Source organism: Microbacterium sp. NPDC087592 (assembly GCF_044743585.1).
Classification (GTDB): Bacteria; Actinomycetota; Actinomycetes; order Actinomycetales; family Microbacteriaceae; genus Microbacterium.
The window spans coordinates 1991385-2013102 of record NZ_JBIUWT010000001.1; the positions used below are offsets into that span (position 1 = coordinate 1991385).

The 21718-nt window shown below is 70.1% G+C and carries 19 protein-coding genes and 1 riboswitch; of the genes, 9 read left to right on the forward strand and 10 right to left on the reverse strand.

Features of this window, described 5'->3' with window-relative positions; all coding sequences use genetic code 11:
- Positions 1-20 precede the first annotated feature (20 nt).
- The gene (locus ACIOTO_RS09450) at positions 21-2111 is read right to left on the reverse strand and encodes an ATP-binding cassette domain-containing protein (protein ID WP_400857583.1); all 2091 of its coding nucleotides are present in this window, start codon (positions 2109-2111) and stop codon (positions 21-23) included.
- Between the two features lie 109 nt (positions 2112-2220).
- Here ACIOTO_RS09450 and ACIOTO_RS09455 point away from each other — a divergent pair, with 109 nt between their 5' ends.
- Positions 2221-3282: an enoyl-CoA hydratase/isomerase family protein gene (locus ACIOTO_RS09455; RefSeq protein ID WP_400857585.1), complete on the forward strand. Its 1062-nt coding sequence runs from the start codon at positions 2221-2223 to the stop codon at positions 3280-3282.
- Positions 3283-3304: 22 nt separating this feature from the next.
- Here ACIOTO_RS09455 and ACIOTO_RS09460 read toward each other — a convergent pair whose 3' ends face one another.
- A complete protein-coding gene (locus ACIOTO_RS09460; protein ID WP_262002100.1) occupies positions 3305-3703 on the reverse strand; it encodes a GntR family transcriptional regulator in 399 nt (132 codons plus the stop codon).
- Positions 3700-4749 carry a hypothetical protein gene (locus ACIOTO_RS09465; protein WP_400857586.1) on the reverse strand — a complete coding sequence of 350 codons (1050 nt, stop codon included), beginning with the start codon at positions 4747-4749 and terminating at the stop codon, positions 3700-3702. The genes ACIOTO_RS09460 and ACIOTO_RS09465 overlap by 4 nt, the downstream gene beginning before the upstream one ends.
- A 267-nt stretch (positions 4750-5016) precedes the next feature.
- On the opposite strand from ACIOTO_RS09465, the gene ACIOTO_RS09470 reads away from it, so the two are divergent.
- Both ACIOTO_RS09470 and ACIOTO_RS09475 read left to right on the forward strand, forming a co-directional pair.
- Positions 5017-6744, forward strand: coding sequence for an ABC transporter ATP-binding protein (locus ACIOTO_RS09470; protein ID WP_029261224.1), 1728 nt, complete (start codon positions 5017-5019; stop codon positions 6742-6744).
- A complete protein-coding gene (locus tag ACIOTO_RS09475) occupies positions 6741-9005 on the forward strand; it encodes an ABC transporter ATP-binding protein (protein WP_400857587.1) in 2265 nt (754 codons plus the stop codon). The genes ACIOTO_RS09470 and ACIOTO_RS09475 overlap by 4 nt, the downstream gene beginning before the upstream one ends.
- Positions 9006-9291: 286 nt before the next feature.
- On the opposite strand, the gene ACIOTO_RS09480 is transcribed toward ACIOTO_RS09475, so the two are convergent.
- Positions 9292-11157 carry a D-alanyl-D-alanine carboxypeptidase gene (locus ACIOTO_RS09480; RefSeq protein WP_400857588.1) on the reverse strand — a complete coding sequence of 622 codons (1866 nt, stop codon included), beginning with the start codon at positions 11155-11157 and terminating at the stop codon, positions 9292-9294.
- A gap of 82 nt (positions 11158-11239) precedes the next feature.
- Positions 11240-11351: riboswitch (TPP riboswitch) on the forward strand.
- On the opposite strand from ACIOTO_RS09480, the gene ACIOTO_RS09485 reads away from it, so the two are divergent.
- The 3 genes from ACIOTO_RS09485 to ACIOTO_RS09495 all read left to right on the forward strand — a co-directional run bounded on the left by ACIOTO_RS09485 (position 11342) and on the right by ACIOTO_RS09495 (position 14231).
- On the forward strand, positions 11342-11986 hold the full coding sequence (locus tag ACIOTO_RS09485) for an ECF transporter S component (RefSeq protein WP_400857589.1): 645 nt from the start codon (positions 11342-11344) through the stop codon (positions 11984-11986). (Overlaps the previous riboswitch by 10 nt.)
- Positions 11986-13443, forward strand: a complete 1458-nt coding sequence (locus ACIOTO_RS09490) for an ABC transporter ATP-binding protein (RefSeq protein ID WP_400857590.1) — start codon at positions 11986-11988, stop codon at positions 13441-13443. The genes ACIOTO_RS09485 and ACIOTO_RS09490 overlap by 1 nt, the downstream gene beginning before the upstream one ends.
- Positions 13440-14231 (forward strand): energy-coupling factor transporter transmembrane component T family protein, encoded by a 792-nt coding sequence (locus tag ACIOTO_RS09495; protein ID WP_400857591.1) that lies wholly within the window; start codon positions 13440-13442, stop codon positions 14229-14231. The genes ACIOTO_RS09490 and ACIOTO_RS09495 overlap by 4 nt, the downstream gene beginning before the upstream one ends.
- 19 nt (positions 14232-14250) lie before the next feature.
- On the opposite strand, the gene ACIOTO_RS09500 is transcribed toward ACIOTO_RS09495, so the two are convergent.
- Complete coding sequence (locus ACIOTO_RS09500) at positions 14251-14985, reverse strand: phosphotransferase (protein ID WP_400857592.1); 735 nt, start codon at positions 14983-14985, stop codon at positions 14251-14253.
- 218 nt (positions 14986-15203) lie between these two features.
- On the opposite strand from ACIOTO_RS09500, the gene ACIOTO_RS09505 reads away from it, so the two are divergent.
- Both ACIOTO_RS09505 and ACIOTO_RS09510 read left to right on the forward strand, forming a co-directional pair.
- On the forward strand, positions 15204-15962 hold the full coding sequence (locus tag ACIOTO_RS09505) for an SDR family NAD(P)-dependent oxidoreductase (protein ID WP_400857593.1): 759 nt from the start codon (positions 15204-15206) through the stop codon (positions 15960-15962).
- A 44-nt stretch (positions 15963-16006) separates the two neighbouring features.
- Positions 16007-16837, forward strand: coding sequence for an NAD(P)-dependent oxidoreductase (locus tag ACIOTO_RS09510; RefSeq protein WP_029261216.1), 831 nt, complete (start codon positions 16007-16009; stop codon positions 16835-16837).
- 381 nt (positions 16838-17218) lie between these two features.
- On the opposite strand, the gene ACIOTO_RS09515 is transcribed toward ACIOTO_RS09510, so the two are convergent.
- The 5 genes from ACIOTO_RS09515 to ACIOTO_RS09535 form a co-directional block, all read right to left on the reverse strand.
- On the reverse strand, positions 17219-17968 hold the full coding sequence (locus ACIOTO_RS09515; protein ID WP_400857594.1) for a sulfite exporter TauE/SafE family protein: 750 nt from the start codon (positions 17966-17968) through the stop codon (positions 17219-17221).
- A complete protein-coding gene (locus ACIOTO_RS09520; RefSeq protein ID WP_400857595.1) occupies positions 17965-18660 on the reverse strand; it encodes an ankyrin repeat domain-containing protein in 696 nt (231 codons plus the stop codon). The genes ACIOTO_RS09515 and ACIOTO_RS09520 overlap by 4 nt, the downstream gene beginning before the upstream one ends.
- A 41-nt stretch (positions 18661-18701) precedes the next feature.
- Positions 18702-19340 (reverse strand): bifunctional 4-hydroxy-2-oxoglutarate aldolase/2-dehydro-3-deoxy-phosphogluconate aldolase, encoded by a 639-nt coding sequence (locus ACIOTO_RS09525; protein WP_400857596.1) that lies wholly within the window; start codon positions 19338-19340, stop codon positions 18702-18704.
- 84 nt (positions 19341-19424) lie between these two features.
- Positions 19425-19982, reverse strand: a complete 558-nt coding sequence (locus tag ACIOTO_RS09530; RefSeq protein WP_400857598.1) for a hypothetical protein — start codon at positions 19980-19982, stop codon at positions 19425-19427.
- Positions 19983-20029: 47 nt separating this feature from the next.
- On the reverse strand, positions 20030-20791 hold the full coding sequence (locus ACIOTO_RS09535; protein WP_029261211.1) for a GntR family transcriptional regulator: 762 nt from the start codon (positions 20789-20791) through the stop codon (positions 20030-20032).
- A gap of 171 nt (positions 20792-20962) precedes the next feature.
- Here ACIOTO_RS09535 and ACIOTO_RS09540 point away from each other — a divergent pair, with 171 nt between their 5' ends.
- Positions 20963-21664, forward strand: coding sequence for an MgtC/SapB family protein (locus ACIOTO_RS09540; RefSeq protein ID WP_051662376.1), 702 nt, complete (start codon positions 20963-20965; stop codon positions 21662-21664).
- Positions 21665-21718: the final 54 nt, after the last annotated feature.

Here is a 21718-nt window from a genome sequence, read left to right on the forward strand (position 1 = left end):
GTTCTCATCGGCGACGAGAGTCAGCCGTGGTGGTTCTCGCCACCTTCGTGCTCATCACCGTCATGATGCTCGTCGCTGCCGGACTGGTCGTCGGCGTCGGCGTCGGCGTCGGACTCGCCATCTGCGGATGCGGCCTCCTCGGCGGGAGTCTCCTCCGGGGCGGACTCGTCGTCGGTCGCCTCATCGGACGCGGCCAGCGGCACCGTGTCGATGACGCCGGTGGACGCGATGCTCCAGTGCGCGCTCTCGGTCGAGGCGTCGTCCGCCGATTCCGGGCTGAGGGGGTAGTCCTTCGGCTCGTCCTCGTAATAGGCGCGAGCGGCTGCGGCCAGCATCGAGCTGACGGCAGCGGAGCGCGGATCCTCGTCGGCGTCCGAGCCATCCGAGTCGTCGTGGTCCGAGTCGTCGCGGTCCGCGGTGTCGTCATCTGCGCCGTCGTGGTCGGCATCGGAAGCGTCAGCGAGATCGGCGAAGATCTCGACACCCGTGTGCTCGACCTCGGACGCATCCTCGTCCAGCGGCGTGCCCTCGTCGTCTGACGGGCTGTCGCCGGTGCTCACGTCGTCGGTGGCTTCGGGTGCACCCGCCGCGCCGTCGGCGGTGGCTTCGACGTCGGCAGGCTGCTGCTCGGAAGCGTCATCAGCGGTGTGCTCGTCGTCGGATGTGTCGAAGATCTCGGCGACGCTGTGACGTGCCTCGTCGGTGGACGTCGGTGCGTCGGCCGCGACCGGAGCGGCCGCCCCGAACAGGATCTCGTCGAAGGACCGTGCCGGGGGCGCGGTGGTCTCGGATTCGGACTCGTCGCCGGTTGCCTCGTCGCCGGTCGCCTCGTCCGCACTCGCTCCGTCGTCGTCGGCGTCGTCGGCGTCGGGCGCGTCGGGCGCGGGCGCGGCGTTCTCCGCGTCGTCGGCGGGAACCTGTTCGGCGGGAGCCTCTTCGGAGAAGGCGGAATCGTCGGTGAGAGGCTCGTCGCCGGCCTCTTCCTCGGAGTCGTCGTCGGCGCGGGCGGTGCCCACCGCCGCGAGATCGTCTGCCACGGCCTCATCGGCGGGAGCGGCGGCGACCTCGGCCGCCCATGCTGCCGCTGCGGCGACGGGGATCGCGACCACGGACTCGTTCGGCGCGAGGGTGGCGTCGGCGGCCAGAGCCTCGGCGGCCACGGGCGGCGCGATCGGTGCCGGTGCCTGTACCTGGGCCGGGTAGGCGGGCGGCGCGTGCCTACCGCCGCGCATCAGGTCGATGAAGACGTCTTCCAGCGTCGGTCCGCGCTGCACGAGCGTGCTCAGCGCGATGCCCGCTTCGGCGGCCACTGCGCCGACCGTGCCGGCGTCGCCGCCGCGGACGGTCAGGCCCGAGCGCAGCACCTCGATGTCGAATCCGGCTGCGGAGAGCGCAGCGCTGAGCGCATCGCGGTCGGCGGCGTCGACGATGACGGAGCCGCCCTTCGGGTCGGCCAGGGTCTCGATGCCACTGGCCAGGACCAGCTCGCCCTTCGACAGCACGAGCACGTTGTCGGCGACCTGCTCCACCTCGCTGAGGACGTGCGACGACACGAGCACCGTGCGCCCTTCGTCCGCGAGGCGGCGCATCAGCAGCCGCATCCAGCGGATCCCCTCGGGATCGAGCCCGTTGGCCGGCTCGTCGAAGACCAGGGCGCCCGGGTCGCCGAGAAGCGCGTGCGCGACGCTGAGCCGCTGGCGCATGCCGAGCGAGAAACCGCCGATCCGCGAGTCGCCCTCGCCATCGAGCCCGACCAGCGAGAGGACCTCGCCCACGCGCGCCAGCGGCACGCCGTTCGCCTTCGCGGCGATCGTCAGCTGTCGCTCGGCGGTGCGGCGCGGGCGGTAGGCGGTCTCTTCCAGCACGGCACCGATCGTGCGCAGCGGCTGGCGGAGTTCGCCGTAAGCCGTGCCGCCGATCGTCGCGGTTCCGGAGGTGGCGCGCACCTGACCGAGCAGGATGCGCAGCGTGGTGGTCTTGCCGGCGCCGTTGGGGCCGAGGAAGGCGGTGACGGCACCCGGCTCGACGCGCGCGGAGAAGTCCGAGACGGCGGTCACCTCATTGAAGCGCTTCGTCACGTGCGTGAACTCCAGCACCTGTCCTTCGGGCATCGTGACCTCTCGTCGCGTGGAACAGTTCCTCCCTATCCTGCCGGAAAAGCCTGTCGGATCCCGCATTTCGCGCGGAATACCGCCCTTCGGGAAAGGTAGCCTGGCACGCGTGACCGATTCTCAGGCTGCCTCCCGTGTCCTCGTCCGTACCGAAGGGGCGCTCGGGCGGCTCACCCTCAACCGTCCGGAGGCGATCAACGCCCTCGACGTGGAGATGATCGGGATCCTCACCGAGACCCTCACCGCATGGCGCGACGACACCGATGTGCAGATCGTGCTGATCGACGGCGCGGGGGAGCGCGGCATGTGCGCCGGCGGCGACGTGCGCGCGCTGCACGCGCAGATCGTGGCAGGGCAGGCCGAGCGGACCGCGGAGTTCTTCCGCGCCGAGTACGCCCTGAACGCGATGATCGCCGAATACCCGAAGCCGGTCGTCGCCTTCGCGGACGGCATCACCATGGGCGGCGGCATCGGGCTCGCCGGCCACGCCGCCATCCGCATCGTCACCGAGCGATCGAAGCTCGCGATGCCCGAGACCCGTATCGGCTTCACCCCCGATGTGGGCGGCACCTGGCTGCTCGGGCGGGCGCCTGGGCGTTTCGGCGAGTACTTCGGGCTCACCGGATCGACGATGAACGGTGCGGATGCCGTGTACCTCGGCTTCGCCGACCACTTCGTGCCGTCGGAGCGGCTGGAGGCCCTGAGCGAGGCGCTCGCCTTCCGCGCGGACCCGACCGGGCCCAGCGAGATCGTGCTGCTCTTCGACGAGACGCCCGAGCCCACGCAGCTTCCGGCATCGCGGGAGTGGATCGACGAGGCGTTCTCCGCGCCGACCGTGACCGAGATCGTCGATCGACTGCGGGGTCAGGGGACCACGGATGCCGTCGCCACGGCCGACCTCCTGGAGGGCCTCGCGCCGACCGGGCTCACCGTGACCCTCGACGCCGTGCGCGAGGCGAGGGAGATGTCGGGTCTGCGCGCGGCGCTCGAGGGTGAGTACCGACGGGTGCTGTGGTTCGTGAACGAGCATCCTGACCTCGTCGAGGGCATCAGGGCACAACTGGTAGACAAGGACCGCAACCCGAAGTGGGATCCGCCGACCCTGGCGGAGCTCGCCCCGGATGCCGGTGCCCCCGCACGGGACTACGTGCCGCAGCCCGCCCTGTTCTGAGGTCGCGTCGCGGGATCCGGCCCTACGCGCCCTCGCCCGCCGCGGACGGATCCGGGGTGCGCGTCTGCCAGATCGTCCGGAGCACGTCGACCACGTCATCCGGATCGGCATCGACGGATGCGGCCTCCTCGACCAGTTCGCGGATGCGCCGGATGACGGATGCCGGAAGCACACCCGCCGTCTCCGCCACCCGTGTGCCCGCTGCGGTGCGCGAGATCACGAGCCCCTCGCTCTCGAGCATCTTGTATGCGCGTGCGGCCGTGCCGGGAGCCACGCCCAGATCGCTCGCGGTCTGGCGCACCGTCGGCAGCCGTTCGCCGGCGCCGAGCTGTCCCGACACGATCAGGCCGCGCAGCTGTCGGTAGATGTCGAGAGCCGGATTCGCCTCGTCGGCCGGCGACAGCTTCGGGCTCGGGCTCACTGTGCGGCCCTCGATTCGGCGGCCTGCTCGGCGGGGGCGGCGGGTCCTGAGCCGTGCGCCAGCTGTGCGGTCACGAGGAACAGGAGCACGAACGCGGTGATCTCGAGCGCCGGGGCCACCCAACCGCCGATGGCGGCGAGCTCGCCGTATCGCCAGAACGCGTCGTAGGAGTCGCTGCCGCTGTCGCCCTGGATGGTGAGCCCGGCGACCGATCCCGCCTCGGCGATGAACCGGAGCGCCCCCGCCAGGGCGAGCAGGGCCGCGGACGCCGCGAGCCGGGCGATCCCGCTCGCGATGTCGCGGCGCTCCCGCTGCTCGGCGACGACCGTCTCCGGACGGAGGAACGCGCGGGCCGCGTTCGCGTGCAGTGCCGCGACGACGACTGCCACGAGGGCGGCGGTGCAGATCAGAACGGGGACGCCGTACGCCCATCCGTAGAACCAGGGGCGGATCGGGTCGATGGTCTCGTTGGGGACGTCGATCTCGAGGTAGACGTACGGGCCGTCGTTGAGGTTCGACGACGCGAGCCCGGCGAGCAGCGTGGTCGTCGCGAGGGCGAGAAGGGCGAGCGCGGTGCCCACCGACCCCACGCGGGAGCTGAAGGTCAGCCAGGTCCGGCGCGCGGCGACGACGGGTCGCTCCGGAGGGGTGCTGCCGTGCGTGACGATCATCGCCAGCAGGATGGCCACGCCGAGGGATGCCGTGAAGACGGGCGTCGCGTACCGCCACCAGCCGACGACGCCGTTGAGGCTCACGCCGAACATCCCCAGGACGTACCCCGTGATCAGGTTCTCGGCGATGAAGATCACGATCACGACGATCGCCGCGATGCCGAGGGCGCGGTGCTCCCGCGTATAGCGGGCGGACACCGCGGTGGATGCCGAGGGCGTGAGCCGGACGCGACCGCGTCGTCGCGCAGCCCCTCGGGGCGAGACGGCGACCCCCACCGCGATGATCGCCGCGAGGATCAGGGAGACCAGCGGCAACGACAGGAGGCCGCCGAGCAGCTGGATCGGGTCGAGCAGGGATGCGATGTGCGGAAGCATGGGAGGTCCGTTCTCGATTGTGTCATATGTCTATCACAAGTTGTATCAACAGGAAAACACAAGAAGCGCTGCGGTCGGGCTCGTCACTTGTTCGCCCGCGTGCAGAAACGAATGATCCCCGGGTGGAGGGGTTCGCTGTCAGCGAAGGTCAGCCTCGAGGGGGATACGAATGTCCACGGTTCGTGGCACTCTGTCTTGTGGCCGGTTGTCGGTCGGCATCCGTCTGCCGAGAAACCCGCCGTTTCATCCTTCCTAGAAAGTCCGCCTGTGCTGGGAAAAATCCTCTTCCGCTATCTCTCTCGATACCGGTGGCTGCTGCTCGGCGTGCTGGTGTTCCAGCTCGCCAGCGCCGCGGCGACCCTCTACCTCCCGCGCCTGAACGCCGACATCATCGACAAGGGTGTCGCCCAGGGTGACACCGCCTACATCTGGGGCACGGGTCTGTTCATGCTCGCGGTGTCGCTGGGGCAGATCATCGCCTCGGTCACGGCGACCTTCTTCGCCGCGCGCGCCGCGATGGGCGCCGGCCGCGACATCCGCGCCGACGTCTTCGGCAAGGTCAGCGGCTTCTCCGAGCGCGAAGTGTCGCAGTTCGGCGCCGGCTCGCTCATCACGCGAAACACCAACGATGTGCAGCAGGTGCAGATGCTCGCGATGATGGGCGCCACCATGCTCGTCACCGCCCCGCTGCTCGCGATCGGCGGCATCTTCTTCGCCATCCAGACCAACGTCGGCCTCAGCTGGCTGATCGCCGTCTCGGTGCCCGCGCTGCTGATCCTGGCCGCGCTCGTGATCGGGCGCATGGTGCCGCTGTTCCGCAGCTACCAGGGCAAGCTCGACAACGTCAACCGCATCATGCGCGAGCAACTCACCGGTGTGCGCGTCGTGCGCGCCTTCGTGCGCGAGCGCATCGAGGAAGAGCGCTTCCGCGGAGCCAACACCGACATCATGGTGGTCGGCCGCAAGGTCGGCTCGCTCTTCGTGCTGCTGTTCCCGCTGTTCATGCTCATCCTGAACGTGACCGTGGTCTCGGTCATCTGGTTCGGCGGCATCGAGGTCAACAACGGCACGGTGCAGGTCGGCACGCTGTTCGCCTTCATGCAGTACATCGGCCAGATCATGGGCGGCGTCATCATGGCCAGCTTCATGGCGATGATGATCCCGCGCGCCGCGGTCTCCGCCGAGCGCATCGGCGAGGTGCTCGACTCGGAGTCCACGCTGGTGCGCCCCGAGAACGGCGTCACCGAGTTCCCGGTTCCCGGAGCCGTCGCGCTCGACGACGTCGAGTTCACCTACCCCGGTGCCGACTCCCCGGTGCTGCGCGGCATCAGCTTCGCGGCCGAGCCCGGAGAGACGGTCGCGATCGTCGGATCCACCGGTTCCGGCAAGACGACGCTCATCTCGCTCATCCCGCGGCTCTTCGACGTCTCGGGCGGATCCGTGCACGTCGGCGGCACGGACGTGCGCGAGGCCGACGTCGAGTCGCTGTGGGACAGCATCGGCCTCGTGCCGCAGCGTCCGTTCCTCTTCACCGGCACCGTCGCATCGAACCTGCGCTACGGACGCGAGGAGGCGACCGACGAGGAGCTCTGGCATGCGCTCGACATCGCGCAGGGACGTGACTTCGTCGAGGAGATGCCCGACGGGCTCGACTCGCGCATCGCCCAGGGCGGCACGAACGTCTCCGGCGGTCAGCGTCAGCGTCTCGCGATCGCGCGTGCGATCGTGCACCAGCCGAAGATCCTCGTGTTCGACGACTCGTTCTCGGCGCTCGACCTCACCACGGATGCCCGGCTGCGCCAGGCGCTGTGGCGGGAACTCCCGCACGTGACGAAGATCGTCGTCGCGCAGCGCGTCTCCACGATCACGGACGCCGACCGCATCGTCGTCCTCGACGGCGGCACCATGGTCGGCGTCGGCACGCATGAGCAGCTGCTCGAGACGAACGACACCTACCGGGAGATCGTCGAGTCGCAGCTGGGGGTGGACGCATGAGCGAACTGAACGACGAACAGGGCAAGGCCAAGCGCGGCCGCAGCCGCGGCAAGGCGACGACGGCCGTGGCCGAGGTCGAACTGTCGGCCGAAGAGCAGTACGAGGCCGAGCTCGCCGAGCAGGCTCGTCAGAACTCCGGCGACTGGGACAGCGTCGCACCGGGCAAGGCCGACAACTTCGGTCCGAGCTTCGCGCGCATGATCGGGCTGCTGAAGCCCTCCGCGATCTGGTTCGTCTTCGTGTCGATCCTCGGCGCCATCGGCGTCGTGCTCACGGTCGCGGCGCCCAAGGTGCTCGCCGAGGCGACGAACCTCGTCTACAAGGGCTTCATCTCCATCCAGCTCGGGCAGCCGAACGGCGACTTCCCCGGCTTCCCGGCCGGCACACCGCAAGACGTGGTGATCGATGCGCTGCGTGGTTCCGGTCAGGACGACTTCGCGAACCAGGTCGGGGCGCTGGGCGACTTCACCGTCGGCCAGGGTGTCGACTTCGAGGCGCTGCGTCTGGTGATCGCCGCGGTGCTCGCGATCTACGTGGCTGCGGCATTCCTCACCTGGATCCAGGGTTACGTCATCAACGTGATCATGGTGCGCACCATGTGGCGCCTGCGCGAGTCCGTCGAGGCGAAGATCAACCGTCTGCCGCTGGCGTACTTCGACAAGGTGCAGCGCGGTGAACTGATCTCGCGCGTCACGAACGACATCGACAACATCACGCAGACGATGCAGCAGTCGCTCTCCGGTGCACTCACCTCGGTGCTCACCGTGATCGGCGTGCTCGTCATGATGTTCTCGATCTCGTGGCAGCTCGCGCTCGTCGCACTCATCACACTGCCTCTCATGGGCGTGATCTTCGGCATCATCGGACCGCGTTCGCAGAAGGCCTTCGGCACGCAGTGGCGCAAGGTGGGTCGACTGAACGCCCGCGTCGAGGAGGCATTCTCCGGCCACGCGCTGGTGAAGGTCTTCGGACGCGAGAAGGATGCGCTCGACAAGTTCCAGGTCGAGAACGAAGAGCTGTTCCAGGCGAGCTTCAAGGCGCAGTTCCTCTCCGGCATCATCATGCCGGCGATGATGTTCGTCGGAAACCTCAGCTACGTGGGCATCGCGGTGCTCGGTGGCCTGATGGTCGCGAACGGCCAGCTGCGTCTCGGTGACGTGCAGGCGTTCATCCAGTACTCGCAGCAGTTCACGCAGCCGCTGTCCGAGTTGGGTGGCATGGCTGCGGTGGTCCAGTCGGGCACGGCATCCGCCGAGCGGGTGTTCGAGCTGCTCGACGCCGACGAGCAGGAGGCGGACGACGCCGATGCTCCCGAGCTCGTGGAGGGCAAGGGTGTCATCGAGTTCGAGAACGTCGCGTTCTCGTACACGCCCGAGCGTCCCCTCATCCGGGACCTGTCGTTCCGGGTGGAGCCGGGCCAGACGGTCGCGATCGTCGGCCCGACGGGCGCCGGCAAGACGACGTTGGTCAACCTGATCATGCGCTTCTACGAGCTCAGCGGCGGACGCATCACGCTCGACGGTCAGGACATCGCCGAGGTGACCCGCGACGAACTGCGCTCACGCACTGGCATGGTGCTGCAGGACCCGTGGCTGTTCGCCGGCAGCATCCGCGAGAACATCCGATACGGTCGCTCCACGGCGACCGACGAAGAGGTTCTCGCCGCTGCCAGGGCGACCTACGTCGACCGCTTCGTGCACGCCCTCCCCGAGGGTTATGACACGGTGCTCGACGAGGATGCCGCGAACGTCTCGGCGGGCGAGCGCCAGCTCATCACGATCGCCAGGGCATTCGTCGCACAGCCGTCGATCCTCATCCTCGATGAGGCCACGTCGGCGGTCGACACCCGCACCGAGCTGCTGCTGCAGCACGCGATGGCCGCGCTCCGCGAAGGGCGCACGTCGTTCGTGATCGCGCACCGTCTGTCGACCATCCGCGACGCCGACCTCATCCTCGTGATGGAGCACGGCGACATCGTGGAGAAGGGCACGCACGACGAGCTCATCTCCGCGCAGGGCGCCTACTGGCGGCTGTACCAGTCGCAGTTCGAGCAGGCGGCGACCGACATCGACGCCGAAGACGCCCTCACCGGCTCGACGCCCGTCGTCGTCACCGGAGAGGCCGGCGACGACGAGAGCGCGAAGGAAGAAGCCGCTGCCGTGGCCGGAGCCTCGGTCGGGGCCCAGGCGCCCGCGGCCGAGGTCGCCGCCGCGCAGGCTCTCCTCGAGGACGGGGCCGACGGCTCCGCCCCTCGCGGCTGATCCGCGTCCGGCGCAGCGACGCTCACAGAACAGCGCCCCATCCCGCACTCGCGGGGCGGGGCGCTGTTCTGCGTGCGCTGTTCTGCGTGCGCTGTTCTGCGTGCGCTGTTCTGTGTGCGCTGTTCTGCTCGACCGGCATCCTGCCGCGCAGAGCGACATACTCAGCAGGTGAGGAGCCAAAAAACGACGCCTCCGAAGGGCTGGAGGCGGCGTTTTTTGACTCCTCGGAGTGAGAGGGTCAGCCGGGGGCGGTTCGGCGACGATCGGCGCGATCTCGGCGCGACGGTCAGCGCGGGTCGGTGGTGATGCCCAGGAGCTCGAGCGGGTGGGTCAGACGCCACCAGGGGCTCGGTCCCTCGACATCTTCGGCCAGGACCAGGGGAACCGTCACACTGTCGAGCGGGCCGGCAGCGGTCATCGTCCCCACCGTGCCGTTCTCGTCGCGCTCGTCCGCGAGGTCGAAGGTCGGGGTGGCCGTGGCGAGGGCACCGTTCCACAGCACCACATCGGCGTCGGACTCGGTGACGACCTCGACGTCTTCGCCCCACAGGGTCGTGACGCGTCCCACGACCGTACCCGCAGCGACCGCCGGGCTCTGCGCGTTCAACGCGGCCTCCGTCTCGGCGAACAGCGAGCGGGTCAGGGCGAGCCGCTCGTCATCGCCCGCCTGGTTCAACGCGGCGGCGTACAACTTCACCGTCGTGTCGCCGACGGTCACATCCTTCGCGGTGAGCAGGTTCCAACCGACCAGCGTGCCGGTCTTGATGCCGACGACACCCGGATCGGCGAGCATCCCGTTCGTGTTGACGACCGTGCCCGCGCCGGGGAGGTCCACCGACTTCGTGCCCACGATCTCCGCGAACACCGGATTCTGCATCGCCAGCTCGCCCAGTGCGATGAGCGAGTCGGGCGTCGAGACGTTGCGTTCGTCGAAGCCCGACGGGGTCACGACCGTGATGCCGGTGAGGTTGCGCTCCCTCAGCCAGGTCTCCGCGGCGGACGCGAACTCCCGCTCGGAGCCCCAGATCTCGGACGCGAGCCGGTCGATGTAGTTGTTCGCCGACCCCAGGAGCGTGCCCTGCAGCAGCTGGTATTCGGTCAGCACACCGTCGACCGGCACATCCAGCGCGGACTGATCACTGCGCCGGTAGTCCCAGTACTCCACGCTGTCGCGGTAGCTGAAGCGGAACTCGGGGCCCTGCTCGCCGAGCGCCAGCGGCATCCGGTCGAGCACCATCAGGCTGCTCACGACCTTGGTGATGCTCGCGATGCTCACGGCACCGGGATTCGAGGCCACCGTGCTCAGCCCGCCGATGCCGACAGCCGCGCTGCCCTCGCCGGGCCAGGTGATCGCAGCCGCGGCGGCGGGAGTGGTCTCGAATTCGACGGACTGCACCGTCGGAGGGACTTCGTGCAGTGGCCACAGCATCGTCGTACCGGCGTAGGCGGCGACGATCGCGACGAGCGTCGCCAACGGCACCAGGACCCCCGGGCGGGCGATCGCCGGTCGCAGGTGGGCCCCGCGCATCAGCCCGCCTGACTGCTCGGCCTCGGCCGGCTCATCGAGGGTCGCGAGAGGCGGGTGCGCGGCGACCGTCGCGGCATCGACCCAGGTGAGGGCCGTCGCCCCGGTCGTGTCATCCGCCCACTGCGGTGCGCTCGCGTCGAGGAGAGCATTCGTGTCGTCCGCCGGCTCTTCACCGGCTGTCCGCTCGGCCGGGACGAACGGCGGTTTGGTCAGCGGGGGTGTCGGTGGCGTCGCATCGACAGGCTCGATGGGCTCGACGGGCTCGACGGGCTCGACGGGCTCGATGGGCTCTACGAGGCCGGCGGCCTCGACGGGCTCCGCTGCGGGTTCGGAGAGGGTGTCGGGTTCCTGATCGACGCCGCCGCCCGGGGAGCTCGGTGTCGTGAAGAGCGCGCCGATCGCCGCGGAGTCGACTGGGATGGCCGGCGATACGGCGGCAGCCGGGGGTCGCACATCGCCCGCGAACAGCCGGTCGGCGGCGAACGCGGAGGTGTCGGCGGAGTCTGCGGGGGCAGCATCCACCGCGACCGGCAGGTCGTCGACCGGTCCGGAGGGGACGGCGTCCGGCGAGCCGTCGCCATCGACGACGCCCGTCGCCTCGTCGGCGGGATCTGAAGCGGTCACTCGTTTACGGTACCCAATCCCGGGCGCGTTGCGCGGCGCGCAGCCTCGTCGCCCGCGGGGTGTCGCGAGCCGGTAGGCTCTTCAGCACAACCACGGGAGTCCGGCGAGCCGGGCTGAGAGGGAGCGAATCGCGCTTCGACCGTCGAACCTGATCTGGGTCATGCCAGCGCAGGGAGGAGTTCAGATGAGCACGTCCACGTCCACATCGGCGTCCACCAAGCCCCCGGCCACGCCCCCGGCCAGGAGCTTCCTGCGCTGGCGCATCGTCGACATCGTCGTCGCCAGCGTCATCGGCGTCGCCGCAGGCCTGATCTTCCTGGCGTGGAACGTCGGGTACCTCGGCCCGAAGGCCCTGCTCGAGCCGCTGCTCCCCGGCGTCCAGGGGCTTCTCGACGGCCCGTGGCTCTTCGCCGGCGTCCTCGGCGGGCTGATCATCCGCAAGGCGGGCGCGGCGATCTACGTCGAGCTGCTCGCGGCGGTCGTCTCGGCCCTCATCGGCAACCAGTGGGGCGGATTCCTCACTCTCGAAGCCGGACTCGTGCAGGGTCTCGGCGCCGAACTGGTCTTCCTCCTTTTCTTCTACCGCCGCTGGTCATTGCCGGTCGCGATCCTCGCGGGTGCCGGTGCTGCCCTCGCCGGCGGGATCAACAACCTCGTGCTCTGGTACGCCGGTTCCGGCCCCGCCTTCACGACGATCTACCTGATCAGCACCGTCATCTCCGGTGCCGTCATCGCGGGGGCGCTGTCGTGGGTGCTGGCGCGAGGCATCGCCGCGACCGGAGCGCTCGACCGATTCGGCTCCGGGCGCGAGGCACGCGTCCGCGTCTGATGGCGGCGGATCACACCGTCCCCGCCGCCGTCGAGGCGCGCGGCTGGGGGTGGCGCCACGCGAGTCGCCTCGCCTGGGCGCTGAGCGACGTCTCGTTCCGCATCGACCCCGGTGAGCGCGTTCTGGTGCTCGGGGCTTCCGGGGCGGGCAAGTCCACGCTGCTCCACGGTCTCGCGGGCGTGCTCGGCGGCGAGGAGGAGGGCGAGAGCACGGGCGAACTGCTCGTCGACGGCGCTCCCGCCGTCGCCACCCGGGGGCGCGCCGGCCTCGTGCTGCAGGACCCGGACTCGCAGGTGATCCTGGCGCGAGCCGGCGACGATGTCGCGTTCGGCTGCGAGAACCTCGGCGTGCCACGGGCGCAGATCTGGCCCCGGGTGGAAGCGGCGCTGGATGCCGTCGGCCTCGATGTGCCGCTGGACCACCCGACCAAGGCGCTCTCCGGCGGGCAGAAGCAGCGGCTCGCGCTCGCCGGCATGCTCGCGATGCGTCCGGGGCTCGTGCTGCTCGACGAGCCGACCGCGAACCTCGACCCGGCCGGTGTCGTCGAGGTGCGTGACGCGGTGGAGCGGATGCTGCAGTCGCAGCCGGCGACACTCATCGTCGTCGAGCACCGCCTCGAGGTGTGGCTGCCGCTCATCACACGGGTGATCGTGATCGGCGCCGGGGGAGTGGTGGCAGACGGAGCGCCCGCTGAGGTGCTCGGTGACCAGGGTGCACGACTCGCGGCCGACGGCGTGTGGGTGCCGGGGCACGCTCCCGCCGCCCCGCCGCCACCGCGCGGGACACCGGGCGAGACTCTGCTCTCGGCGCGCGGACTCGCCGTCGCCCGCGTCAAGGGACGCCCGGTCGCCACCGGCATCGACCTCGATGTGCGCGCCGGTCAGGTGCTGGCGATCACCGGCCCGAACGGCGCCGGCAAGTCCACGCTCGGACTGACCCTCGCAGGGCTCCTGCCGCCTGCTGCGGGTGACCTGACGGCATCCCCCGTGCTCGCCGCCGGGGCGGACCCCTCGCCGATCCGCTGGGCCTCGCGGGATCTGCTGACCCGCATCGGCATGGTGTTCCAGGAGCCCGAGCATCAGCTGCTCGCGAAGACCGTGCGCGACGAGCTGGCCGTCGGACCGCGCGCGCTCGGGATGGACGAAGACGAGATCGCCGTGCGCAGCGACGAGCTGCTCGCGCGACTGCGCCTGACGCACCTCGCCGCCGCCAACCCGTACACGCTCTCGGGCGGCGAGAAGCGTCGCCTCACGGTCGCCGCGGCCATCGCGACCCGGCCGCGGGTGCTCGTGCTCGACGAGCCCACCTTCGGGCAGGACGCCCGCACCTGGGCGGAACTCGTCGCCATGCTCGCGGCGCTCCGCGACGAGGGGTCGGCGATCGTCACGATCACCCACGACCTCGATGTCGCGCGCGCGCTGCACGCCGAGCGGTTCGAACTCGGGGGCGTGTCGTGACCCTGCTCGACACGCAGGCGCGCACCGGAGCCCTCGCCGCCGTCAACCCGGTGGCCAAGCTCGGCGTCAGCGCGCTGATCGCGGTGCCGCTGATCCTGACGCTCGATCCGGTGTCGGCATCCGTCGCGCTCGTGCTGGAGTTCGTGCTCTTCCTGTTCGCCGGAATCGGCTGGCGCGAGTTCTGGATGCGCACCTGGCCGGTCTGGCTCGCCGCACCCCTGACCGGCCTCACCATCGCGCTCTACGGCGAGACGAGCGGCACCGTCTACGTCGACTGGTTCGTGCTGCGGATCAGCGAGGGATCGCTCGCGCTCGCGCTCGCCACGATGCTGCGGGTGCTCGCGATCGCGCTGCCCTCGGTGGTCCTGTTCATCACGGTCGACCCGACCGACCTCGCCGACGGCCTCGGCCAGATCGTGCGACTTCCTGCCCGGTTCGTGCTCGGGGCGCTCGCCGGGCTGCGGATGGTGGGTCTGTTCCTCGACGACTGGCGCGCGCTCGAGCTCGCCCGCCGAGCGAGGGGCGTGGCCGATCGCGGTCGCATCCGCCGGTTCCTCGGGATGGCGTTCGCGCTGCTCGTGCTGTCGATCCGGCGCGGGGCGAAGCTCGCCACCGCCATGGAGGCGCGGGGATTCGGAGCGCCGGGGCGGCGCACCTGGGCGCGTGAGTCACGGTTCGGCGCGGCCGAGTGGATGCTGCTCGCCGTGGGGGCTGCGATCTCCGGCATCGCGATCGCCGCCGCCGTCGCCACCGGGGCGTGGAACTTCATCCTCGGCCCCGGCGCCTGAGCGCGGGGTCAGCGCGGGGTCAGGCGGCGTTCCAGAGCTCGCGGTAGTAGGCGAGGCGCGTGCGGTCGGGCTCGACTCCGTAGGCCTCGATGAGTGCGTCCTCCCAGCCGGGGCCGTAGTTCCACTCGGTGCTCATGGCGGCGACGGCGATGTCGGCCCAGCGGTCGGCCACGCCGAGCAGAGCCAGGTCGACGTGCGCGAGCCACCGGCCGTCGTCGCCGACCAGTGTGTTCGGGCAGCAGGCGTCGCCGTGGCTGACGACGAGGAGGTCGATCTCGGGCGCGGTCCGGAGCTCGTCCGGCACGACGATCCCGCGCCGTTCGGCGTTCTCGATGCGCGATGACACGCTCCAGTCCCAGGGGCAGTCCGCGACGGGAAGGGCGTCGTGCATGGCGCGGAGTGCCTCGCCGACGGCACGAACGGCGACCGCGGGTTCGGCGACCCACCGCGGGTCCACGGCGCTCAGCCCGTCGAGCGCGGCCGTGACCATCCACTCGTGCGTCTCGTCGCCGCCGCTCTCGAGCACGGTCGGCACCGTGATCCACTGCGACGCCCACTGCATCCGCTCCGCCTCGTCGCTCAGGGTGAACTCGAGGTTGCGCGGCCCCCATTTGATGAAGAACGGATCGCCCTGGCCGGTGGCACGGAACGTCAGCCCGCCGTAGTCGTTCCGCCATACGCACTCGAGGTCGGCGCCGCGGGCGAGGAGCCGGACGCGATCGGGCACGACGACGTCGTCGGTGGGGATGGTCATGCTCCCATCCTGCCCCAGGCTTCGGACGGGGGACCGATATCTGCGGGAGGCTTCGGACGACGGGACCGTTCTTCGTGGAGGCGGTGTCGTAGGCTCGCTCTGAACGCGCTTCCTGCGGGCGGGCGCCACCCGTTTCGTGGTGGAACCAAGAACCACGTAGGCTGAGACCGCGTTCCAGTGAAGCGTGTCGCGCAACGACGTTCGAAGGAGAACCTCAGATGCAGATCAGCGGTCAGGGTGCACTCATCACCGGAGGGGCCTCGGGCCTCGGGCTCGCCACCGCGCGCCGGCTCGTCGCCGCGGGAGCCCACGTCACGATCATCGACCTCCCCTCGTCGAAGGGGGCGGAGATCGCGGACGAGCTCGGCGGACTCTTCGTCGCGGCCGACGTCACGAGCGCCGATGAGGTGCAGGCAGCCGCGGCCGCCGCGCAGTCCGCGGCCCCCCTGCGCGTCGTCGTGAACTGCGCCGGCATCGCGCCGCCCGCCAAGGTGCTCGACCGTGAGGGCAATCCCGCGGTGCTCGCCGACTTCGAGCGCGTGATCCGCATCAACCTCGTCGGCACGTTCAACGTCATCTCCCAGGCATCGGCCGTGATGGCCCGGAACGAGCTGCACGACGAGGAGCGCGGCGTCATCGTCAACACCGCGAGCGTCGCGGCTTTCGACGGTCAGATCGGCCAGCCCGCCTACTCCGCGTCCAAGGGTGGGGTGCACGCGATGACCCTCCCCGTGGCACGCGAACTCGCCCGCCACGGCATCCGCGTGTGCACGATCGCCCCCGGCATCATGGAGACCCCGATGCTGATGGGCCTCCCGCAGGCAGCTCAGGACTCCCTCGGCCAGCAGGTCCCCTTCCCGTCGCGCCTCGGTCGCCCCGACGAGTACGCCGCCCTCGTGCAGCAGATCGTCGAGAACGGCTACCTCAACGGCGAGACCATCCGTCTCGACGGCGCCATCCGCATGGCCCCGAGATGACCGCAGCCCCCACTTCCCGTCGCGATCAGAACCCAGGAGAAACCATGTCCCTTGCCGGAAAGACCATCCTGATGTCGGGCGGCAGCCGCGGAATCGGACTCGCCATCGCGCTGCGGGCGGCCGCCGACGGGGCGAACATCGCCATGCTCGCGAAGACCGACACCCCGCATCCGAAGCTCGAAGGCACCATCCACACCGCCGCCGAGCAGATCCGGGCAGCCGGCGGCAACGCACTCCCGATCGTCGGCGACGTGCGCGACGACGACGACATCACCGAAGCAGTCATGAAGACGCAGGGCGAGTTCGGCGGCATCGACATCGTCATCAACAACGCCAGCGTCATCGACCTCTCCCGCTCGCTCGACCTGGGTGCCAAGAAGTACGACCTGATGCAGGACGTCAACGTGCGCGGCACCTTCATGCTGTCCCGCGCGGCCGTGCCGATCCTGAAGGATGCCGAGAATCCCCACATCCTCTCCCTCTCGCCGCCCCTGAACCCGAGCCCGAAGTGGCTCGGCGCGCACACGGGATACACCTTGGCGAAGTTCGGCATGACGCTGGCGACGCTCGGCCTCGCGGCGGAGTTCGCGCGCGACGGGATCGCCGCCAACACGCTGTGGCCCCGCACCACGATCGCGACCGCGGCGGTGCAGAACCTGCTCGGAGGCGACAAGGTCATGGCCGCGAGCCGCACACCCGAGATCTATGCCGATGCCGCGTACGCCGTGCTGCTCAAGCCCGCGGCGTCGTACACGGGGCAGTCGCTCATCGTGGAAGACGTGCTCGAGGCCGACGGCGTGACCGACTTCTCGGGCTACGCCGCGATCCCCGGTACACCCGACAGCGCGCTGTTCCCGGACATCTTCCTCGACTGAGACGCTCCCCTCCGCGACCTCGCGCGACCGGTCCCCGGTCGTGGCTCTCATTCGCTGAGGGGTCATATTCGCTGAGGGGTCACAACACGCCTTATCGCGTAAGCAGCGTGCGGCGTGTATTGACCCCTCAGCGCAGGGTGCGTGCGCGCGCTCGGCCCTGCGTCGTCCTCGCGCGGCCGCGTGCCCGCATCCGCGTCCGCACCCTTATCCGCACGCCCCCTTATCCGCACGCACCTTTATCCGCACGCCCCCTTATCCGCACGCACCCGGGTCTTCTTCACCCGCTGAGGGGTCACGACACGCCCTATCGCGTAAGTAGTTTGCGGCGTGTATTGACTCCTCGACGAAAGGTGCGGACAAAGGGAGAGGCGCGGGTGGGGGTCAGATCAGCAGGTACACCGCGCCGAGGACCGTCAGCACGATCACGATGCGGTCGAACACGCGCTGGTTCATGCGCCGCGCGACCCGCAGGCCGAGCAGGGCGCCGATCACCACGAGCGGGGCGAGCACGGCATCCATCAGCAGCACCGGCGCGTGGAAGAGCCCGAGGCCGGCGAGGAACGGCACCTTGATCACGTTGATGATCGCGAAGAACCACGCCGAGGTGCCGAGGAACACCTGCACGGGCGTGCGGGTGGCCAGGAAGTACATCGACATGACCGGTCCGCCCGCGTTGGCGACCATGGTCGTGAAACCACCGAGCGTGCCGTAGGCGCCCGCGAGCACGATGCCGCCCGACGGCGGGGCCGCCGCGTCGGCCTTGCTCTGCCGCCACCGGCGCCAGAGGGTCACCGCGATCATCAGGAGCAGGATCACGCCGATGGCCCGGCGGACCACCCCGTCACCGGCGAGGGCGAGGAACGCGAACCCGACGAGGAGCCCCGCGATGACAGCGGGGGCGAGGCGCAGCAGCGTCGGCCAGTGGGCGTGCCGGCGGTAGGCGAACAGCGCGAACAGGTCACCCACCATGAGCAGCAGCAGGGTCGCGGCTGTCGAAGTGCGGGCGGGCAGCACCGCGGCGAACAGGGCGATGGCCAGGATGCTGCCGCCGGGCAGCGCGGTCTTCGAGATGCCGATCGTGACCGCGGCCACGGCGAGGGCGACCCATGCCCACGGGTCGAGGGCGATCACCGTTCGAGCTCGGCGACGATCGCGTCGTAGCCGCGGCTCCTCGCGAGGTCGACCGGCAGCACGCCGTCGCCGTCGGGGATGCCGATGTCCGCCCCGCCGTCGAGGAGCGCGCGCACGACCTCGACGTAGCGGGAGGAGCCGTCGCCGAGCACGATCGCCTCGTGCAGCGCCGTCCAGTTCAGATTGTTGACGTGGTTCGGGTCGACGCCCGCCTCGAGCAGGATCTCGACCGTCGACAGCAGTCCGCGTTCGGAGGCCGGGATCAGGGCGGTGCCCCCGAAGCGGTTCGTGCTCGTCAGGTCGGCGCCGCTCTCGAGCGTCAGACGCAGGATCTCGTCGTGCCCGCGGGCGCCGGCGTACAGGTAGGCGGAATCCTGGATGTCGTCCTTCGCGTTCACGTCGGCGCCGGCCTCGATGAGCACTCGTGCCGTGTCGACCTGATTCCCCTTGGTCGCCGCGACCAGGGCGGTCATGCCGCCGTCGCCCCGCGCCTCGATCGCCGCTCCCGCATCGAGGGCCGCGCGCACGGCATCCGCGTCTCCGCTGGCGGCGGCGACGAGCAGGTCCTGAGTGGCGTCGGACATGGAGACCTCCGGTGTCGGTGCGGGCGGGGCGGGGTTCGCGGTGCAGGCCGTCGCGGTCAGCAGGACGGCGACGAGTGCACTGAGGAAGAGAGTCGGTCGCGCACGCATGCGTCTGGTATACCAAACGAGGCTGAACGCCGCCGGGTCGATCAGCCGCGAGTGGCGGTGAGCGCTGCCGTGAACCGGGCGGCGCGCTGCTCGATGTCCGCCCAGTCGGATGCCGCGATCGATGCGCCGTTGGCCAGGTCGCCGCCGGCGCCGACCGCGACGGCACCCGCCGCGAACCACGCAGCCAGGTTGTCGGGGCTCACGCCGCCGGTCGGCATGAGCGGGGCGTCGGGGAACGGTCCACGCAGCGCGCCGAGGTACGACGGACCGCCCAGTGACGCCGGGAAGATCTTCACCACGTCGACGCCGAGTTCGAGTGCGCTCATGACCTCGGTGGGCGTCATGGCCCCGGTCATCACGACGCGATCGGTGTCGAGCATCGTGCGGGTCAGGTGGGGGAGCGTGCCGGGGCTGACGAGGAACTCCGCCCCCGCATCCGCGGCCGCCGCTGCCTGCGCGGCGGTCGTCACGGTTCCGGCGCCGATGTACGCGGCGTCACCGTGGCGGGTGATGAGCTCGCGGATCACGGCGGGCGCGTCGGGCGTCGAGAAGGTCACCTCGATACCGGTGACCCCACCGCGGATGATCGCCTCGGACGCCTCCAGGGCCAGCTCGGGGGACGAGGCGCGGAGCACGGCGAGGATGCCTGTGCGGCGGGCGCGGTCGAGACGGTCGGTCATGAGGCTCCTTGCGGTCGGGGACCGTTCCATTCTCCCTCGCCGGGGAGACCGCTTCTGCGCGCCGCGGGTGCCGGGCCGTCGCGCTCAGCCGCGGTGCGGAACCCAGGCGTCGATCAGGAGCTTCGACTCCTTGAGCCCGAGGCCCGTCTGCTCCCGGAGCAGCTTGATCGCGCCGATCTGGGAATCGCGGGCGATGAGCGCATCGATCTCGGATGCCACGGATGCCGGCAGCGAGGCGCGCACGGTCGACGGCGTCAGCGCACTCGGGGTGATGGCGGAGTGCACGGCGCTGGCGTTCGACACGGCGGCGAGGTGCGGAGCGGTCGTGCTGGCCGACCAGTGCTCCACGCGATCCTTCGCCTCTTTCAGGCCCACGCCGGTGCGGTCGCGGTAGAGCTTGATGGCGTGGATCTTGTGCCCTGCTCCGACGAGCCGGTCGATCTCGGCGACGACGTCGGGCGTGAGTCCGGAGGTGGGTGCCGATGCCGAGGAGGCGGGCGCGGAGCGCGGCGTCGCGGCCGTCGGCGTGAAGACCTGCGGCTCCGGCAGCTTCGGCCGCATTCCGCGCAGCGCGACGGCCAGGATCGCGACGACGACGATCAGGCCGACGACGATCCCGATGATCCACAGCGCGTCATCCATGGGGTCAGTCTACGGAGGCGACATCCGCCGCCCCAGGGGCTTGCAGACTACTTGGCGACGAGCGTGGTCTCGAAGCGGTAGAGGTCGGGCCGGTAGCAGTGGTGTCCGAACTCGATCGCCGCGCCGGACTGGTCGAACGAGATGCGCTCCATCGTCAGCAGCGGCCCGCCGGCTTCGATCTCCAGCAGCTCGGGCTCGTCCGCCTCCGCCCGCCGCGCTCCGATCTTCTGCTTGGCGACGCGGATGGCGACGCCGCGCGCACGCAGCACCTGGTAGAGACCGCGCGATTCGAGCTGCTCCGACGAGATGTTCGCGAACTCGCCCGGCAGGTAGTTCTCCAGCACGGCGACGGGGACGCCGTCGGTGCTGCGTCGTCGGCGCAGGTGCAGCACCTCGGTGCCGGGGGCGAGTGCCAGCGCGGCCGCGACCTCGTCGGATGCCGCGATGACCTCGTGGGTGAGCACCTGCGTCCCCGGTTCGTGATGGGCGCTCTGCAGGTCTTCGAACAGGCTGGTGAGCTCGACCTGGCGCGTGACGGATCCCTGCACGACCTGGGTGCCGATGCCGCGGCGTCGCACGAGCAGACCCTTGTCGACGAGTTCCTGGATGGCGCGTCGGATGGTGGGTCGCGACAGGCCGAGCTGCTCGGCGATCGAGACCTCGTTCTCGAGGCGGGCGCCGGCGGGGATGGCGCCGGATTGGATCGCGCTCTGGAGGCGCGTCGACACCTGGAAGTAGAGCGGGACGGGTCCCGTGCGGTCGATGTCGGCGAACAGATCGTTCGGCCACGGAGTGACGAGATCGGCCATGGTGCTCCGCTTTCTGTGAGGGAGTCATATTGTAGCGACAATCATACGATCGCCTATGTCGCCTCTTTTTCGGCGGATCCGGGCGGTGAGGCGCGCGGAGACATCGGTTCCGAGGGTGACCTGGCCCGTGAAATGCATAAAGTGCTATTGTTCGGACATGGTGGAGTTCTCGTGAGCATAGTGGGGGATCCGCACCTGCTCGTGGAGCTCGGACTCCTCGCCCTGGCGTTCGTCCTCTCGCTCGCCGTCGGGGTCGAGAGGTCGCGCAAGCTCAAGAGCGCGGGCCTGCGGACGCATGTGCTGGTGGGGATCGGCTCGGCGATCTTCACGCTGATCTCGGCGTACGGATTCGAGGGAGTGCTCGGCCCGGACGTGGCCGTCGATCCCTCTCGCATCGCGGCGCAGGTGGTCTCCGGCATCGGCTTCCTCGGCGCCGGCGTCATCTTCGTGCGCAACAACGCCGTCTCCGGGCTGACCTCCGCCGCGACCATCTGGGTCGTGGCGGCGATCGGCATGGCGTGCGGGGCCAACATGCCGCTGCTGGCGATCGCCGGCACGGGGCTGCACCTGCTGACGGTCGGACCCCTGTCCCGCGTACGCGACCGCGTGCGCCCCGAGCCGGAGCGGCTGCGGGTCACGCTGCAGTACGAGTCCGAGCGCGGCGCCATCCGCGAGGTGCTCGCCGCCGCCGAGCGCCGCGGTCTTCCCGCCACCCTCCTCGGTGCCGCGCGGATCCACGGGGACTCCGACATGCGCGCGACGCTCGAGTTCGCGGAGGCTTCGCCCGAGATGCGGTCGGAGCTGATCGACGCGATCGCGCGACTCGACGGGGTGCGATCCGTCGTCGTCCAGGGCTTCTCGGACGACGATTGATGCATATGTAATTACCTGCTAACATTTTCACCGGGCCTCGGGTCCGACCGTTCA

Excerpts from the sequence above, each read along its gene's own strand:
- ACIOTO_RS09450 (WP_400857583.1), bottom strand. The coding sequence starts at position 2,111 with ATGCCCGAAGGACAGGTGCTGGAGTTCACGCACGTGACGAAGCGCTTC.
- ACIOTO_RS09465 (WP_400857586.1), bottom strand. The coding sequence starts at position 4,749 with ATGCTTCCGCACATCGCATCCCTGCTCGACCCGATCCAGCTGCTCGGC.
- ACIOTO_RS09475 (WP_400857587.1), top strand. The coding sequence starts at position 6,741 with ATGAGCGAACTGAACGACGAACAGGGCAAGGCCAAGCGCGGCCGCAGC.
- ACIOTO_RS09485 (WP_400857589.1), top strand. The coding sequence starts at position 11,342 with ATGAGCACGTCCACGTCCACATCGGCGTCCACCAAGCCCCCGGCCACG.
- ACIOTO_RS09490 (WP_400857590.1), top strand. The coding sequence starts at position 11,986 with ATGGCGGCGGATCACACCGTCCCCGCCGCCGTCGAGGCGCGCGGCTGG.
- ACIOTO_RS09500 (WP_400857592.1), bottom strand. The coding sequence starts at position 14,985 with ATGACCATCCCCACCGACGACGTCGTCGTGCCCGATCGCGTCCGGCTC.
- ACIOTO_RS09505 (WP_400857593.1), top strand. The coding sequence starts at position 15,204 with ATGCAGATCAGCGGTCAGGGTGCACTCATCACCGGAGGGGCCTCGGGC.
- ACIOTO_RS09510 (WP_029261216.1), top strand. The coding sequence starts at position 16,007 with ATGTCCCTTGCCGGAAAGACCATCCTGATGTCGGGCGGCAGCCGCGGA.
- ACIOTO_RS09520 (WP_400857595.1), bottom strand. The coding sequence starts at position 18,660 with ATGCGTGCGCGACCGACTCTCTTCCTCAGTGCACTCGTCGCCGTCCTG.
- ACIOTO_RS09525 (WP_400857596.1), bottom strand. The coding sequence starts at position 19,340 with ATGACCGACCGTCTCGACCGCGCCCGCCGCACAGGCATCCTCGCCGTG.
- ACIOTO_RS09530 (WP_400857598.1), bottom strand. The coding sequence starts at position 19,982 with ATGGATGACGCGCTGTGGATCATCGGGATCGTCGTCGGCCTGATCGTC.
- ACIOTO_RS09535 (WP_029261211.1), bottom strand. The coding sequence starts at position 20,791 with ATGGCCGATCTCGTCACTCCGTGGCCGAACGATCTGTTCGCCGACATC.